Genomic DNA, 16,801 nt, shown 5'->3' with positions numbered 1-16,801 from the left:
TTCCTTAGCAAAACGACTCGTGCGCCATACGAATCACTTCTCAGAGAAGCCAATCCTGTCCAAAAGGGCGCCAAAAGCGTCGAGCTCCTCGCGATCGAGCCGCGCGCCATTCTCACCCACATCAAAGTTGGCTTTGTCCTCATTCTCACTGCGCACGGCGCGGTTCCGGGCTTCTGCCGCCTGCTTTAGGCGCCAGGTCAGGGCCTCATCCGCCAGTCCTGTCAGGTCTTCTGCGGCTTCAGCCAGCTCTGCATCCAAGCCCCGCATGGCTTCCAGTTTGGCAAATTCTTCGGCCAGGGTCTGTCGGGCCGCATCTAGATCACTGGGTCTGCGTAGGCAGGGGATGATTGCCACATGGCGAAGCGCCATCAGGTTTTCAAGAGCCTGCGCCCCCAGATTTTCGTTGATGCGGGTTTTCAGATCCTGGGGAGCATCGATGCCAAATCGCAACACTTGGTCCCGCAAGCGGCCCAGATCGACATCGGCACAGTGCATGCGTTCCAGGTTACCTTCGAACTCAACAACCATTTCCGGCGTCGAAATGACCACCGCCAGTACAACTGCCTCACGGGCTCGGGCGATCTCAGCGTCATCGGCGGCGGCAACCAGCGAGCTGCGGGTGCTGGCCAGTGGCGCAGGCGCAACTTTTTGCCCCTTCCAGGGTTTACGCGCGCCATCGCCAAAACCGCCCTTGCGGCCCGGTTTCCAGTCATTACCGCCCTTCCACCCGTCGCTGGAGCCGCCGGTGTCAAAATCACGATCGCGCCCTTCGGGGCGATTGCCCCGAAACAGCTCCCAGCGCAGATCCTTGATATCCTCGCCGTAATGTTTGCGAATGGAGGGATCACGGATCAGTTTGATCTTCTCGCGCAGCGCCTTATCCAAAGAGGCCTTGCGTTCAGGGCTGTCAAAAACCTTACCTTCGGTTTCGCGCTGCCACAGCAGTTTCACCATTGGCATGGCCTGATCCAGCACCGCCTGCACGGCTTCCGGCCCCTTGCTCTTGATCAGATCATCAGGATCCTGCCCATCCGGCATGATAGCAAAGCGCAGGGATTTACCTGCCTGCAACAGGGGCAGGGCCAGATCGATCAGCCGCATCGCTGCCCGCAACCCGGCGGTATCGCCATCCAGTGCAATGATCGGCTCATCCGCCATGCGCCACATCAGCTGCAGCTGGTTTTCCGTCACCGCTGTGCCCAGTGGCGCCACCGAGGACGCAAAGCCGCCCTCAGACAGGGCAATCACATCCATATAGCCCTCGGCCACGATCAGCGGCGTGCCGCGCCCCGCCGCCGCGCGCGCAGGCGCGTGATTGTAAAGACTGCGGCCTTTGTCAAAGAGTTCGGTTTCAGGAGAGTTCAGATATTTGGCATTGTCATTAGGATCCATTGCGCGGCCACCAAAGGCAATGGCGCGGCCACGGGCATCACGGATCGGGAACATGATCCGGTTGCGAAAGGTATCATAGGAGCGCCCCCCCTTGGTCGAGGGTTTCGCCAGACCCGCCGCCATGATCAGATCTTCGGGGACATTCTTGCTGCGCAGATGATCCCAGAGGTTTTGCCAGCCATCCGGGGCAAAGCCAATCTCCCAACGCTCCAGCGCCGCTGGTGTGAGACCGCGCCGCTGCAGATAGCTGCGCGCCATTGAGGCATTGTTGGTCTTCAGCTGCAGGCGGAAAAACTGCACCGCCTGTTCCATCACCTCGATCAGCAGGGTGCGGCGGTCCTGTTTCTGCTGGGCTTTTGGATCGCGCGCGGGCATCTCCATCCCGGCCTCGCGTGCCAGGATTTCCACCGCTTCCATAAAACCGACGTTTTCGGTCTCCTGGACAAATTTCAGCGCGTCACCCTTGGCCTGACAGCCAAAGCAATAATAGTAGCCCTTGCGATCATCGACGTGAAAAGACGCGCTTTTCTCATGGTGAAAGGGACAAGGCGCCCAGAGGTCGCCCTTGCCCTGATTGGATTTACGCTGGTCCCACATGACTTTGCGCCCGACCACATCAGAGATGCTGATCCGGGTGCGCAGTTCATCTAGAAATCCGGGCGTCAAAGACATATCAGTTAGATTTCAGCTGTCGCTTCATTTCCTGAATCTGATCCCAGTTCTCCAGACATTGCTGCTCCAGCAGCGGGCCAAATTCAGTGGCCTTCAGATCCCGGCGCTTCATGGCGTAGATATGCTCGGCCAGCTGCGGGATTGCATTGGAATACTGTTCAGGCCAACCCGGTTCGCCGTCCAGAATGACCTGTTCAACATCGGCCTTGCTGACGCGCTCCAAGCGGGCAGTCTGAACGGCGGCCATGACCTGGCCCTGATATTTGCAGCTGTCTTCTTTGTTATCAGCGGCATAGGCCGGTGCCGCCAAAAGAACGGCGGCAAGGGTGATGCGGATCATGGATCGCTCCCGGAATCAGTTGATGATCTGGGCAGATTACCCCCGCGCCGCCCGAGCTTCCATCGCTGTTTTGAGATCATGATGCAATGTCCGGGCCATGGAGCGGAACACCATGATCTGAAAGCGATCTTTATCCAGGCGGCAGATTGAGGCCATCATGTGCTTGGCTTCTGTGCGCAGGGATGCTCCGACCTCAAACTGTGTCAGCCGCAGATCTACTGGACATAGCCGCGCCAGAACGTCTTCAGCACCACTTCCGGCCAGTTCCAGTACCGCCCAGCCAGAGCTTTGATCGGTGAGGGCTGCATGCCTGGCCAGGCCCGGATCAGGTTCAGGCCCGATCAACAGCGCCATGTCACGACCAAACCAGATGGCGCGCGCGCCCTTGCCTGTGGTCGACCCATGGACGGCCGGGAAGCCCAGGCCATGCGCCGCCTTCATCGCTTTGCCCAGCGCCGCTTGCTGACCCTTATAGGGGGCAAGCGTGGTCATAGCCTGCGGCGCGCTCTCGGCCAGGGACAGCGACCCAATCTCGAGCGCCTCAAGCCCGTCACAAGCGGTTCTGGTAAGCAATTCAGCCACGGGTCCGTTCTCCCTCTGGATCATAAAACACCGGCTCCACCACTTCGCAGAGCGTATCAATGCCGCGCATATGGTCCACCAGGCGGATCTCATCGCTGATCCGCTTAGCGCCCCGCTTCAAAAAGCCCAGCGCGATCATATGCCCGAACTCAGGCGAGAACCCCACAGAGGTGACATAGCCCTGATCATGCACCCGCTCGACCGGATCTTCAGGAACAAACAGATGCGCACCTGCGCTCAGCTCCTTTACTGCACCAATCGGTTTCAATCCGATCATCTGCATACGCTCCGCATCCACCAGCCCCGGCCGATGTGCCATGGCCTTGCCGATGAAATCCTTTTTCTTAGACAACATGCCCGCCATGCCCAGATCATGCGCCGTCACGGTGCCGTTGATCTCGGCATGGGTGATAAAGCCCTTCTCGATCCTGAGCACATTCAAAGCCTCCATGCCATAGGCCCCACCGCCAAGCGCCTCGGCGCGGGCCAGCAGGCTGCGATACAGGCTGTCGCCATAGCGCGCTGGCAGGGCCAGTTCATAGGCCTCTTCCCCGGAAAAGGAGATCCGGAACAGCCGCCCTTTGACGCCCATCACCGAGATCTCACCACAGGCCATGAAGGGCCAGCTCTCACTATCAATCGGCTGATCCAGCAATCCGTTCAGCAGCTCTCGCGAATTGGGGCCTGCAACAGCAAACTGCGCCCATTGCTCCGTAACGGAGGTAAAGCGCACATCCCACTCGGGCCGCAGTACCTGGGCCACAAACTCCAGATGCGCCATCACCTCGCCCGCTGCGGCCGTAGTGGTGGTCATCACGTAATGCATCTCGTCCAGCCGCGCACAGGTGCCGTCATCCATGACAAAGCCATCCTCGCGCAGCATCAGCCCATAGCGGACCCGCCCCTGCTTCAAGGTGCTAAAGCTATTGGTATAGACAAAATCCAGCAGCTTGGCCGCATCCGGGCCCTGAATGTCGATCTTACCCAGCGTGGAGACATCACAGATTCCAACCGCACGGCGCACCAACATGACCTCGCGGTCGCAGGATTGGCGCCAGTTGGTCTCGCCCTGTTTGGGGAAATAGGCCGCACGATACCAGAGCCCAACCTCCAGCTGACTGGCCCCGCGTTCATCTGAGGCAGCATGCGAGGTGAGAAACCGCTGTGGTTTAAAACCCTGATCAACCGCTCCGGCACCCATGGCCCCGATTGACACCGGCACAAAGGGCGGCCGAAAGGTCGTGGTTCCCGTTTCAGGAATCGATCGCCCCGTCACATCCGCCAGCACCGCCAGCGCCGCCACGTTGGAGTTCTTCCCCTGATCTGTGGCCATGCCCTGGGTGGTGTAACGTTTCATGTGCTCGACCGAGCGGAAGTTTTCAGTCGCCGCCTGGGTCACATCCTTGACGGTGACATCGTTCTGAAAATCAAGCCAGGCACGCCCTTTCCCTGGCACCGCCCAAAGCGGCGCAATTTGATAGGGCGCATCCTCGGCAACAGGCACCTCCGCTCGCGCGCCCTGCAGGCCCAGCGCATCGAGCACCGAAGCCGCAGCTGCAGCACCTTCGTTCAACGCACCCTGCGTTGAAAAAACCCCATTGCAGGCGCCCACGGCCTGCATGCCCGGCACCGCCTGGGGGGCAGGTACAAAGGCCAGCAAATCGCGCCGCCAGACAGGCCGCGCATTCAGGTGACAGGTCAGATGGACCGAGGGGTTCCAGCCGCCCGACATCGCCAGGCAATCGGTCTGTATCTTTTCCTCACCGCGCACCGAGCGCACCGTGATGCTCTCCAGCCGTTTGCCGCCGCCGGTATCGCAGATCTGCGCCCCCTTAATCACTGGATATAGATCGCTCTCTGGCGCATCATGGCGACTGTCGATCACCGCCGCCAGATGCACACCCGCCTTTGCCAGGTCACGGGCCGTACGATGAGCATCATCGTTATTGACAAACAGCGTCACCCGCTCGCCCGGGGCAACCCCCCAACGGTTCAGATAAGCGCGCACGGCGCTGGCCATCATCACCCCGGGGCGATCGTTGTTGCGAAAGGCCACCGGGCGCTCAATCGCGCCGGCTGCCAGGATGCAGTGTTTGGCCGCAATGCGCCAGAAGCACTCCCGTGGGCGATGGCTGCCCTTTAGCGAATGCCGCCGCATTTCATGATGGCCCACCTGCTCCAAGGCCCCATAGGTCCCCTGATCATAAGCGCCTGTCACCGCGGTGCGTGCCATCAGCCGGACATTCTCCAGGGAACCCAGCTCTGCCAGCACCTCCTGCAGCCAAACAGCGGCCGGTTTGCCATCGATTTCTTCTTGCTCAACCAAAAGGCGCCCGCCCAGACGACTGTCCTCTTCCAGCAATAGGACATCCGCCCCGGCGCGCCCCGCCGTCAAAGCGGCCATCAAACCAGCGGGCCCGGAACCCACCACCAAGAGATCGCAAAAGGCAAAAGCCTTTTCATAGGTATCCGTATCCGCCTCTGCGGACAGCGCACCCAGCCCCGCCGCCCGACGGATCATAGGCTCATAGAGCTTTTCCCAAAAAGCCGCCGGCCACATAAAGGTCTTGTAGTAAAACCCGGCTCCAAAAAACGGTGCCGCCAGATTGTTAACCGCCAGAACATCATGCTCCACGGATGGCCAGCAGTTTTGACTGCGCGCCTCCAGCCCCTCATAAAGCGCCTGCGTGGTGGCGCGAATATTGGGATCCTGCACCCCGCCTGTGCCTAGGGTAACCAGCGCATTAGGTTCTTCACTGCCCGCCGTCAGAATGCCGCGTGGGCGGTGATATTTAAACGACCGCCCGACAAGATGAATATCATTGGCCAGCAGCGCCGAGGCAAGCGTATCCCCCTCCAGCCCCATCAGGTGCCGTCCATTAAAGGTGAAATTGACCGTCTTGCTGCCGGTTGCAAGCCCCTTACCCGCGATCCTCATGCCGCACCTCCCAGCCCGGACTCAGAGGCCAGCTCGACCTCCAATACCTCATGCGTCGAAGTGTTCCGCGTCACGGTGAGCCAGCTGCCGCAGCCCATCTCGTGATACCACAACTCAGCCATGACCCCGGCGGGGTTTGCCCGCAGGTTCACATGAGCATGCCAAGCCTCCAACCCAGCATCTTCAACAGGGCGTTCCAAGGCGGCGCCTTTGACATAAAATTCGCGGCGGTCACGCTCACCACAGATCGGACAGGCAATTCTCATGACGCTCTCCCCATCATCTTTCCAAAAATATTCCGGGGGGAGAGCAGGCTACCCGGAAACCCTCCCAAGGAGGGTTTCGCCTGCGAACGGGGCAGAGCCCCAGATCCCGCCGCCACATCCACCTCCCTCACGAGATGGCACGCGACACACTCAATGCAGGTTATGTTGTGCACCGGTTCCCTCCTCGTCCATCAAACCATAGCCAGACCGAAACCGATCCAGCTTGAACCGGGTTGCGGCCCCATGAGGGCGATCCGTGGCAATAAGATGTGCATAGGCATTGCCCGATCCCGGCGTTGCCTTGAAGCCGCCGTAACACCAACCACAATTGAGATAGAGCCCCTCAATGGGCGCGTGATCAATAATGGGCGAGCCATCCGGAGTCATATCCATGATCCCGCCCCAGCTGCGCAACAGCCGCGCCTTGCTGACCGCCGGCACCATGGCCACACAGGTCTCCATGGTATGTTCCACCATTGGCAGGTTGCCGCGCGCGGCATAGGAGCTGTAAAAATCCAGGTAGCTGCCAAAAACCAACCCGCCCTTGTCGGACTGGCTGATATAGAGATGCCCCTCGGCAAAGGTGATCACCTGATCAATCAGCGGCTTTACCCCTTCCGAGACAAAGGCCTGCAAGACATGGCTCTCAATCGGCAGGGTCAGACCTGCCATGGCCGCCACCTGACCGCTGCGGCCCGCGGCAGCCAGCGCCACCTTTTTGGCGCGGATCGGCCCGCGTGCGGTCTGCACGCCCGTTACCTTGCCGCCCTCAATATCAATCCCGGTGACTTCGCAGTTCTGGATCAGGTCCACCCCGCGCATATCCGCCCCCCGCGCAAAACCCCAGGCCACCGCATCATGGCGCGCGGTTCCGGCCCGGCGCTGCATCAGCGCCCCCATGATCGGAAAGCGGTTGTTGTCAAAATTCAGATAGGGCGCCAATTTGCGCACCCCCTCGCGATCCAGCAGCTCCGCATCATCGCCCTGGTTGATGATTGAATTGCCCCGGCGCACCGCCGCGTCACGCTGGCCGTCATTATGATAGAGGTTCAGGATGCTGCGCTGCGACATCATCGCATTATAGTTCAGCTCCTGCTCCAGCCCCTCCCAGAGCCGCAGCGAGTGTGAGTAGAATTCGGAGTTGCCCGGCAGATAATAGTTGGCCCGCACAATAGTCGTATTGCGCCCGACATTGCCCCCACCGAGATAGCCCTTTTCCAGAACCGCAATATTGGTGATGCCGTGCTCAGAGGCCAGATAATAGGCGGTGGCCAACCCATGACCACCGCCGCCGATGATCACCACGTCATATTCACGCTTGGGTTCCGGATCACGCCAATGCGGGCCCCAGCCCTTGTTGCCGGTCAGCCCTTCCTTGAGCACCCGCCATCCCGAAAACCGCATCACGCCCCTCCCCTGTTCGCATCTCGCCCAACACCAGCCAGCGGATGATGATAAACCTGTGATATTGCTAGCCGCTTTGCCGCAAGCCGCCTAGCCCCAGAGGTCAAAAATTCCACAACAGGCGTGCTCTTTCCGGTCATTGCACAGGAAATGGACACAAATGTCCAGATCGAGAGGACCACTCGAAAGCCACCAATGTATCAGTCACGTCAGTTACTTGCCTCTGGCACCCTGAATTCACCGAGAGTACGGTATCCGATCCGGCCAGCGCACACCGTCGCGTTCTGCCAAAACATAGATGTCGTTGCCAAAGTTCCGCAAAGCTGCCCGGCCATCGACTGACGGTTCAGCAAAAGAAATGGCGGGCACGAGGCCCGCCATCAAGGTCAGAAACCTGACGAATGTTTTCAGAATCTCTTCAGAGCCCTTTTGCCCGGTAGCTGGCCGCCACCTTGCTGATGGAGACCAGATAGGCTGCGGTGCGCAGATCGGTGACATCGTCACGGCTGTGCCAGACTTCGCGCATGGACTGATAGGCAATCCGCATGGTGTCATCGAGACCCGAACGCACCAGTTCCAGCTCATCAGCGCCGCGCAGGTACTTCTCCTTGAAGTCCTCGTTCAGGCTCCAGGTTTTCCCCATGCTTTCCGACAGGCCTTCCAGCTCATCCACCACCAGCTGATGGCGCGCCTCTTCCTGGCGACGCTGCATACGGCCAAAGCGGATATGGCTCAGGTTCTTGACCCACTCAAAGTAGGAGACCGTCACACCACCCGCATTGGCATACATATCAGGAATGATCACCGTGCCCTTTTTGCGCAGGATCTCATCTGCACCCGCAGTCACAGGACCATTGGCGGCCTCGATGATCAAAGGCGCCTTGACCCGATCAGCATTGGACAGATTGATTACACCCTCCAAAGCCGCCGGAATAAGGATGTCGCAATCCAACTCCAGCAATTGGGCCCCATCTTCCAGCAGGGTTGCATCCGGGTAGCCAGCAATACCGCCATGTTTGACGATCCAGCTGCGCACTGCCTCCACATCCAGCCCTTCTTCACGATGCAGAGCACCGTCACGTTCGATGATGCCGGTGATCAAGGATCCGTCTTCCTGGCTGAGGAACTTGGCTGCGTGGTAGCCCACATTGCCCAGCCCCTGCACGACGATACGCTTGCCTTTCAGCTTACCGTCGAGACCCGCCTTAGCGATGTCCTCTGGATGGCGGAAAAACTCCCGCAGGGCATATTGCACGCCACGCCCGGTGGCCTCGACACGACCCGCAATGCCGCCGGCATTCAGCGGTTTGCCGGTGACACAGGCCTTGGCGTTGATGTCGGTGGTGTTCATCCGCGCGTATTGGTCGGCGATCCATGCCATTTCCCGCTCGCCTGTCCCCATATCCGGGGCCGGGACGTTCTGGCTGGGGTGGATCAGATCGCGTTTGGCCAATTCATAAGCAAAGCGGCGGGTGATCAGCTCCAGCTCATGTTCTTCATATTTGCGCGGATCAATGCACAGCCCACCCTTGGAACCACCAAAGGGCGCTTCGACCAGGGCACATTTATAGGTCATCAGCGCCGCAAGCGCCTCTACCTCATCCTGGTGGACATTGATTGCGTAGCGAATACCGCCCTTCACGGGCTCCATATGCTCCGAATGCACCGAGCGATACCCCGTGAAGGTCACCATCTCGCCGCGCAGGCGCACGCCAAACCGCACCGTATAGGTCGCATTGCAGACCCGAATTTTCTCCTCCAACCCTGGTGGCAGATCCATCAGGGAGACGGCTCTGTTGAACATGAGATCAACGCTCTCACGGAAACTGGGTTCTTGGTGGCTGCTCATTCGCGGTTCTCCGTACTCATTCAACGACTGATTCCTATCGTTACGGCAACTCTATGCACGGAAGTTTAAAGAGTGCGACCTTTTTGACCATTCCCTTTCAAAAATTGTTCGAAATCAAACCTACGCTCGAATCGACCGAGCCATTGCCACAGACCTGAGGTTTTGCTGAGAAAACGTAAACAATCGCCCGCCTGGCGCAGAATTGGCCCCTTATTAAGAAAATTGAAACTAAATGGACTTAGGGCCGCCGCATTTCCGCCATCTTCCCCAACCAAATATGAACGTGACGAAAACCCGTTCCACTCCTATGCCCTGTTTTTGGGGGCCGAAGAGGCCGTTAGCCATGACCCAGCGTTTCAAAACCGCCACAGCTCTGCCGCTCTATGTCCTGAACCAGGGCGTGAACCGGTTGCGTGCATTCCGGCGTGATGATGATGGCGCCATGACCTATCCGACAATTGCATTTCTTTTGATGATGCTCGGCATCGGCGGCATTGGCGTGGACTTCATGCGGATGGAGAGGGACAGGACCCATTTGCAGGCAACGCTGGACCGCGCGGTTCTTGCCGCTGCTGACCTGGACCAGACGCTGGATGGCAAATTGGTGGTGCAAGACTACCTGAACAAGGCCGGTTTGGGAGAGTATTATTCGCCGGAAAATGTCGTGGTCGATGACGCTACCCTCGGCCGCAAAAGCGTGTCAGCTAGCGTCACCTCCACCTTTGAAGCGCACCTGCTAAAATTCTCCAATGGCAGCGACATGCCTATCTATGCAGCTTCCAAAGCGGAAGAGAGCATCGACAACCTGGAGATCTCGCTGGTTCTGGATGTCTCCGGCTCAATGCGGGGGAGCCGTCTCAGCAACCTGAAAGTGGCCGCAAAAGACTTCATCGAAACTATGGTGGCAAACACCGAAGACGGCAAAATGTCTATTTCGATTGTTCCTTACGCCACCCAGGTTTCGGTCTCAGATGATCTGATGGCGCAATTCAACACAACGGGTGTGAACGCCTTTGCCAATTGCATAAACTTTGACGGATCGGACTTTAACACAACGGCGATGCCGCTGTCGGCCACCTATGAACGCACCATGCATTTTGATCCGTGGTACAGATATAGAAAGACCCCCCTGGGCAACTACCATATCAATAACGAAGTCTGCGACACAGAAAACTACCGCGAAGTCCTGGTAATGGAGAAGGATGAAACCAAGCTCAAAAACTTCATCCAAGCTCTTCAGGCCTGGGGCAATACATCCATCGATATCGGGATGAAATGGGGCACGGCGCTGCTGGATCCTTCGACCCAGCCCGCCATCGCGAACCTGACCACCGGGTCAGATGTTCCCGATGTTTTTTCAAACCGTCCCTTTGCCCATAATGACCCTGACGCGGATACGCTGAAGATCGTCGTCCTGATGACGGATGGACAGAACACCAGCCAATATTTCATCGATTCGCCATATCGTTCTGGCGCTTCAGATATCTATTACGACACACGCAGAACGGACGAATGGGGCTATTCGTATTATAATGCATATCGCTCGAGCAGCAAAAAGTACTACCAGCGCTACACCGGAAGATGGGAGTACGATCCCAGAGGTGGAAGTAACTACGCCCATCGGCTGACCTATCCAGAGCTCTTTTCATATACGTCAGTAAGATGGGTGCGCGATTACCTTGTTAACCGCAGTTTTGTCGAAGCCCATGGCAACTCAACAAAGAACGCGCGCACCAAAGCGATCTGCGACGCCGCCAAGGCACAGGGCATCACTGTCTACACCATTGGCTTTGAAGCGCCCTCCAATGGGCGGGCGGTCCTGCGGGACTGCGCCAGCACCGACGCACATTTCTATGATGTCGACGGGCTGGAGATCAAAGAAGCCTTCAAATCCATTGCAACCTCAATCCGCCAGCTGAGGTTGACCCAATGATCTGTTCCGCCACACGTGCCCTATTGCGCCGGTTCAGGCGGGAAGATGACGCTGTTGTCACCGTCGAATTTGTGCTTCTCATGCCGCTGTACTTTTTCATGCTCATCTCGACCGTGGAGCTCGGACTGGTCAATCTGCGTCATTCCCAACTGGAGCGGGCTCTCGACATCACGGTGCGCGAGGTCCGCCTGAACACCGGAGCAGTGAAGGACCACGACGCAATGCGCGACACCATCTGCGATCTTTCGGGGTTGATCGACAATTGTGCGAGCTCCTTACGGCTTGAAATGATCCAGCTGGATCCCTTCGCCTGGGTAGCGCCCAACGCGGAACCTGACTGCATCAGCGACCCGGAAGTGATCAATTCCCCGCGTGAGTTCAACAGAAGCGGCAACTCCAACGACCTCATGCTGATCCGCGCCTGCATGCGGTTCAAGCCGATCTTCTCAAGCTGGGGCCTTGGCGAAGATCTTGCCAATGCCGATGGCAGCGATTTTGGACTGGTCAGCCTGGTGGCCACATCAGCCTTTGTGCAGGAACCGAGGTAAGTCATGTTGAATTCATTGCACAAAAACATGCGCAGCTTTCGCCAGAACTCCGAGGGGGCGCTAACGGTCGAGTTTATGATCCTGGCTCCACTGCTGTTGTGGACATTTGCCGCGATCTACACCTTTTTTGATGCCTATCGTCAGGATACCGTCAATCTCAAGGCTGCCTATACCATTTCGGATCTGGTCTCCCGAGAAACCACCGAGTTGAACGACGACTATATCGACAGCATGTATGCGATGAGCCAATTGCTGATCCGGTCAGACTCAGCCACCTCCATTCGCATTTCGGTGGTCCGCTGGGACGAAGAGGATGATCGCTATTACCTTGATTGGTCCAAAGAGCGCGGCGATGCCTTTGTTGAATGGACCAATGCGACCATCAGTGAAGTCGAAGACAACTTGCCCGTCATGCCCGATCAGGAACGGGTGATCCTGGTAGAAACCCGCAATGATCTGGAGCCCGCCTTCAAGGTTGGCTTGCCCTCAATGGATCTGGACAATTTTGTCTTTTCCCGCCCGCGATTTGCCCCCCTGGTTCATTTCGAAGGCGTCGAAATTGCTGCCGGCTCTCATGTCGACGAGGCCCCTGCGGAAGAGTAGACGGAGCGCTTACTGGCTATCAGAAGCTACGCTTTGCAATCATCGCCGACAAAATTTCTGACATGGTTTTGCTTTGCGACCCCGGCGTTACGCCGCCAATACCGATACGACGCCCAGCGCGCCACCACAGGCCCGGAAACCAAATCCGGGCGCCGGGTGTCGCTGTGCGGATCAAAAACCCGTTGGACGGCTTAAAGGCAAAAAAGCCGCGATCAATAGCCTCGATATCAGCAACCTGCGCAATCACCGTGCCGTCTGTGCAGCGCAGCACCTCTTCTGTCAGCTCGATCTTATGAAGGGTCGCCTGCCACATCCGCACTGAGAGCCACAGCGCCCCGAGCCCGACAACCAACAAAAACACCAGCCAGGCCAGCGATGGTGGTTTTGATGCAGCCACATAAAGCAGGGTCACGCCAATCACTGCCAGCATGGTCACGCCCATGACACGCCGCAGGCCTGAGGCCTCAACTGTTACCAAGACTTCATCTGTCATCCGTCGCTCTCCTGCCATCCTCAGCCCCGCACGGAGCCCATGTTACGCGGGACATAGCCTGAATATTGCCGAACGAACAGCCCCAGCCGCACTGCTGTTCAAAGGCACAAGCTCCTAGAACAGGCCTCTTGCCTGCTCCACTACGGGCCAGTACCGTCGCCCGATGAGTTGGCCACAAAACACCCCGCCCCGCCAGGACAGCGATCCCGCAGCCGGTATTGAGATCACGGAAGAATTCGAGCGTTTCACCCAACGCAACGATATCTTCACCCGCGCCTTTTGGGACCCAAAGGTCAAATCAAAACACACCGCAAAATTCTTTGCCTCCTACCGGATGGAGGCCGCGCCACGGCGCGGTGATGGCTTCACTCAGCGCGACTTTGCCCTGCGTAATGCCGCCTGGCTGATCTCGGATGTGATCTCGAACCGTCGCGGCGGTGACGGCATCCGCGAAGGGTTTCAGGCCGCCATTCAAAGCGACACCCCCGTCGCCCCGGAGCCCATCGAGATTGAAGATCCCACCCGGATGAGCGCCGAGGTCAAACGGATCTCAAAATTCTTTGGCGCAGATCTCTGTGGCATTACCGATCTGGATGAACGTTGGCTCTATAACTCTCGCGTGGATACCCGTGATTTCTCAGAGGCACCGCATGATCTGCCCGATGGATTGAACAGCGTCATCGTTCTGGGCCATGAAATGGAGGCTGATCTGGTCGCCACCTACCCGTCTGCCCTGGCCGGTGCCGCCACCGGGCGCGAATACAGCCATGAGGCCTCTGTGGTGATGCAGCTGGCCGCCTATATTCGCAATCTCGGCTACGAGGCCGTGCCCTCGATGAATGATACCGGGCTGGTAATCCCCTATGCGGTCAAGGCGGGCCTCGGAGAATATGCCCGCAACCAGATGGTGATCACCCCCGAATTTGGCCCGCGCCTGCGGTTCTCCAAGATCTTCACCAATCTGCCGCTCACCCATGATGCGCCCAAACCGCAGGGGGTGCGGGCCTTTTGCGACATCTGCACCAAATGCGCCGATGCCTGCCCTGTAAAGGCGCTGCCCTTTGGCCCACCACAAGAGGGCGGCAACAATATCTCGGCCATCAAAGGCGTGCGCAAATGGACCTCCGACGCGGAAAAGTGCTTTTCCTTCTGGGCCAAGATGGCCTCGGACTGCGCCATCTGCATGCGGGTCTGCCCGTTTAACCGTGACTATACCAAGGCCAAAAACCGGCTCTGGTTGCGGCTGGCACTCTCACGATTCCGCAAACTGGCCCTCCGCCTGGCCAAAACCCATGGCAGCCGCGTCAAGCCCGGCGACTGGTGGGCACAGGATGGAAAACGGGGCGACAGTAAGAACAGCTGATGGAAATATGTGCATCTTTGCACAGCATCGGTGGTTCCTTGGGTGTTTTGTGCTGCAGCCTTGCTCCTTAGCTTTGTGCAACAGCCACCACACACAGGACTGCCCCCATGTCACTCAGCCCTTCTTCGCCCCGACCGATACTCGAAACCCGTCAGGCCCGCCCAACGCTGGAGGGCGCTGGCGTCAAACTGCACCGCGCCTTTGGCTTTCAGGATCCCAGCGAGCTGGACCCTTTCCTGCTGTTTGACGATTTTCGCAATGAGATCCCCGCCGATTATCTGCAGGGCTTTCCCTGGCACCCCCATCGCGGCATTGAAACCATCACCTATGTGCTCTCCGGCGAGGTTGAACACAGCGATTCCCTAGGCAATACTGGCAGCCTCGGCGCAGGCGATGTGCAATGGATGACCGCCGGATCCGGCATCCTGCATCAGGAGATGCCGCGCGGCAATGCCAGGGGCCAGATGCACGGCTTCCAGCTCTGGGGCAACCTGCCTGCAGATCAGAAAATGTGCGCACCGCGTTACCAGGACGTCATGGCCCGCGAAATCCCCGAAGTAACCGATGATGACGGCACCCATGTCCGGGTCATCACCGGAGAATTCTGGGGCAAACGCGGCCCTGTGGATGGCATTGCCGCAGATCCGCAATATCTCGATATCTCAGTTCCTGCCGGGGTCACCAAGCGGTTCAAGATTGACACCTACAGACGTGCCTTTGCCTATGTCTTTGAGGGCGCCGGCGCCTTTGTCGATGCCGCCGCTCCTCAGGGGGTGTTGCTGGAAAAAGAAGTGGCAGGCCAGGAGGTCAATATCCGCGACCTCTCCGGCGATCGCACCCTGGTCCGCTTTGGCACCGGGGATGAAATCACCGTACAGGCCGGCCCCGAAGGTCTGCGGTTCTTGCTCATTTCCGGCGCGCCGATCCAGGAACCTGTTGCCTGGCATGGCCCCATCGTCATGAACACAAAGGCAGAGCTGCAACAGGCCTTCAAGGATCTGCGCAACGGCACTTTTATCGCTCCGGCCCATTGATCCGATGCGGGTCAAGGAGGCCGCAGGCCCCGCCCAGAGGGCGGCTTGTCCTTGACGCGTAAATCTTGAAAAATCGCATTCGGCTTTGACGGGCAGATCTGCCCGTCAAAGCCATCTCAGCATCTTTTCGACCCTACCGCCACAAGCCCCATTTCCTGCTATCCATCACCTGTCCAAATGCTGAATAAACTCGCGCGGTAGCGCTCCTTTTGATCACGCCAAACAGGCGCTCAGGCGGTGACGGATTTGCGCACCATATCCCAATAGACGCTTTCCACCTCATCCAGCGACAGACGCCCGCCGCTGCGATACCAGGTCATCACACCATTCAGCATGGCAATCACCGCCAGGGTGGCAATCTTGGTATCCGGCAGGGTGAACTGCCCGGCCTCTACCCCCTGTTTCATCACCGCTTCCAGTGCATCCTCATAGGAACGCCGCAGGGTCTCGATGACGGCAAAGTTCTCGTCGCTCAGATTGCGCAGCTCCATATAGGCGATAAAGACTGCATCTGGTCGCTGCATATGGAACCCGATGTGAAACCGCACAAAACGCTCCAGACGCGCCAAGGCGTCTCCGGTCTCATCAACGGCCTGCCAGGCCGCCAACAGCTCACGCATATGCCCCTCCATCAAAGAGTGCAGCAGGCTTTGCTTATCCGGCGTATAGTTATACAATGCCCCGGCCTGCACGCCGACCTCTTTGGCAATCTGCCGCATCGAGACCGCAGCATAGCCATGCCGAGCAAACAGCTGTAGCGCCGCACTGCGAATGCGCGGGCCGGTGATATCGGAATGAGAACCTTGGGTACGTGCCATGAGGCAAGATTAACTGAACATTCGTTCAGAAAAAAGCCCCTACCGAAAGATACATTCGCCCGCGCCTGCAGACACCAGGAACGCGCTGTCCAACCAGGCAAACAAACCAGCACAGACCGGAAATCTACGCCCAAAAGACTTGGCTGTCTTGTACCCTGTGCTATGATTGTGCATCAAGAGGCAGGCCAAAGGAAAATCACATGACCCGCTCCCTGCCTCTGATCCTGCTCTGCGCCAGTCTTGGCTTTGCGGCTCTTGCGGGCTGTAGCAACAGTCCAGAGCTGAACAACCAACTCACTCCTGATCTGCGCAATGCCGATTACCCGCCTCTGTTGCCGGTAGAGGATCTGGCTCCGCTGCTGCCTGCTCCTGAAACAGAGAGCACTCAGCTGGAAGAAAATCTGAATGCGCGCAGTAACAACCTGCAACGCCGGGCCGAGGCCCTACGTCGCGCGACAAACTGATCCCCCCCCGGCGCGGCTCATCCCGAGAACCCCTTCGCCTTGCCCGACCTGTGCTCCTGCAGCACCCAAAAGGACAGCAGCTGAGCTTGTTGTAAGCGGCGA

General features: G+C 58.4%; 15 protein-coding genes. 6 read left to right on the top strand and 9 right to left on the bottom strand.

Features of this window, described 5'->3' with window-relative positions:
• Window positions 1–33: 33 nt before the first annotated feature.
• The 7 genes from dnaG to ED661_RS12200 form a co-directional block, all read right to left on the bottom strand.
• A complete protein-coding gene (gene dnaG / locus ED661_RS12230; protein WP_122074206.1) occupies window positions 34–2,064 on the bottom strand; it encodes a DNA primase in 2,031 nt (676 codons plus the stop codon).
• A 1-nt stretch (window position 2,065) separates the two neighbouring features.
• On the bottom strand, window positions 2,066–2,404 hold the full coding sequence (locus tag ED661_RS12225) for a hypothetical protein (RefSeq protein ID WP_122074205.1): 339 nt from the start codon (window positions 2,402–2,404) through the stop codon (window positions 2,066–2,068).
• A gap of 36 nt (window positions 2,405–2,440) precedes the next feature.
• A complete protein-coding gene (locus ED661_RS12220; protein ID WP_122074204.1) occupies window positions 2,441–2,986 on the bottom strand; it encodes a sarcosine oxidase subunit gamma in 546 nt (181 codons plus the stop codon).
• A complete protein-coding gene (locus ED661_RS12215) occupies window positions 2,979–5,924 on the bottom strand; it encodes a sarcosine oxidase subunit alpha family protein (protein WP_122074203.1) in 2,946 nt (981 codons plus the stop codon). Before ED661_RS12215 ends, ED661_RS12220 begins: the two co-directional genes overlap by 8 nt.
• Window positions 5,921–6,190: a sarcosine oxidase subunit delta gene (locus ED661_RS12210; RefSeq protein ID WP_122074202.1), complete on the bottom strand. Its 270-nt coding sequence runs from the start codon at window positions 6,188–6,190 to the stop codon at window positions 5,921–5,923. Before ED661_RS12210 ends, ED661_RS12215 begins: the two co-directional genes overlap by 4 nt.
• A gap of 150 nt (window positions 6,191–6,340) precedes the next feature.
• Entirely contained in the window at window positions 6,341–7,594 is a 1,254-nt protein-coding gene (locus ED661_RS12205) for a sarcosine oxidase subunit beta family protein (protein ID WP_122074201.1), read from the bottom strand.
• Between the two features lie 418 nt (window positions 7,595–8,012).
• Window positions 8,013–9,443: a Glu/Leu/Phe/Val dehydrogenase gene (locus tag ED661_RS12200; RefSeq protein ID WP_122074200.1), complete on the bottom strand. Its 1,431-nt coding sequence runs from the start codon at window positions 9,441–9,443 to the stop codon at window positions 8,013–8,015.
• Between the two features lie 343 nt (window positions 9,444–9,786).
• On the opposite strand from ED661_RS12200, the gene ED661_RS12195 reads away from it, so the two are divergent.
• Genes ED661_RS12195 through ED661_RS12185 form a run of 3 tightly spaced genes read left to right on the top strand, consistent with a single transcriptional unit; the run spans window position 9,787 to window position 12,527 of the window.
• The gene (locus tag ED661_RS12195; protein WP_122074199.1) at window positions 9,787–11,376 is read left to right on the top strand and encodes a pilus assembly protein TadG-related protein; all 1,590 of its coding nucleotides are present in this window, start codon (window positions 9,787–9,789) and stop codon (window positions 11,374–11,376) included.
• On the top strand, window positions 11,373–11,924 hold the full coding sequence (locus tag ED661_RS12190) for a TadE/TadG family type IV pilus assembly protein (protein ID WP_122074198.1): 552 nt from the start codon (window positions 11,373–11,375) through the stop codon (window positions 11,922–11,924). Before ED661_RS12195 ends, ED661_RS12190 begins: the two co-directional genes overlap by 4 nt.
• A 3-nt stretch (window positions 11,925–11,927) precedes the next feature.
• Window positions 11,928–12,527 (top strand): TadE/TadG family type IV pilus assembly protein, encoded by a 600-nt coding sequence (locus ED661_RS12185; RefSeq protein WP_122074197.1) that lies wholly within the window; start codon window positions 11,928–11,930, stop codon window positions 12,525–12,527.
• Between the two features lie 19 nt (window positions 12,528–12,546).
• Here ED661_RS12185 and ED661_RS12180 read toward each other — a convergent pair whose 3' ends face one another.
• A complete protein-coding gene (locus ED661_RS12180; protein WP_122074196.1) occupies window positions 12,547–13,020 on the bottom strand; it encodes a hypothetical protein in 474 nt (157 codons plus the stop codon).
• Between the two features lie 163 nt (window positions 13,021–13,183).
• Here ED661_RS12180 and ED661_RS12175 point away from each other — a divergent pair, with 163 nt between their 5' ends.
• Both ED661_RS12175 and ED661_RS12170 read left to right on the top strand, forming a co-directional pair.
• Complete coding sequence (locus ED661_RS12175; protein ID WP_122074195.1) at window positions 13,184–14,383, top strand: 4Fe-4S double cluster binding domain-containing protein; 1,200 nt, start codon at window positions 13,184–13,186, stop codon at window positions 14,381–14,383.
• Window positions 14,384–14,490: 107 nt separating this feature from the next.
• Complete coding sequence (locus ED661_RS12170; RefSeq protein ID WP_122074194.1) at window positions 14,491–15,417, top strand: pirin family protein; 927 nt, start codon at window positions 14,491–14,493, stop codon at window positions 15,415–15,417.
• A gap of 230 nt (window positions 15,418–15,647) precedes the next feature.
• Here ED661_RS12170 and ED661_RS12165 read toward each other — a convergent pair whose 3' ends face one another.
• Entirely contained in the window at window positions 15,648–16,235 is a 588-nt protein-coding gene (locus ED661_RS12165; protein ID WP_122074193.1) for a TetR/AcrR family transcriptional regulator, read from the bottom strand.
• 200 nt (window positions 16,236–16,435) lie between these two features.
• Between ED661_RS12165 and ED661_RS12160 the strand changes: the two genes are divergently transcribed.
• Window positions 16,436–16,699, top strand: coding sequence for a hypothetical protein (locus ED661_RS12160; RefSeq protein WP_254054831.1), 264 nt, complete (start codon window positions 16,436–16,438; stop codon window positions 16,697–16,699).
• Window positions 16,700–16,801 lie beyond the last annotated feature (102 nt).

It is taken from the genome of Pseudophaeobacter sp. EL27, from assembly GCF_900313025.1.
GTDB lineage: Bacteria > Pseudomonadota > Alphaproteobacteria > Rhodobacterales > Rhodobacteraceae > Pseudophaeobacter.
Note: the sequence above shows the minus strand (reverse complement) of the source record. Positions and strands in the feature narration are given on the sequence as shown.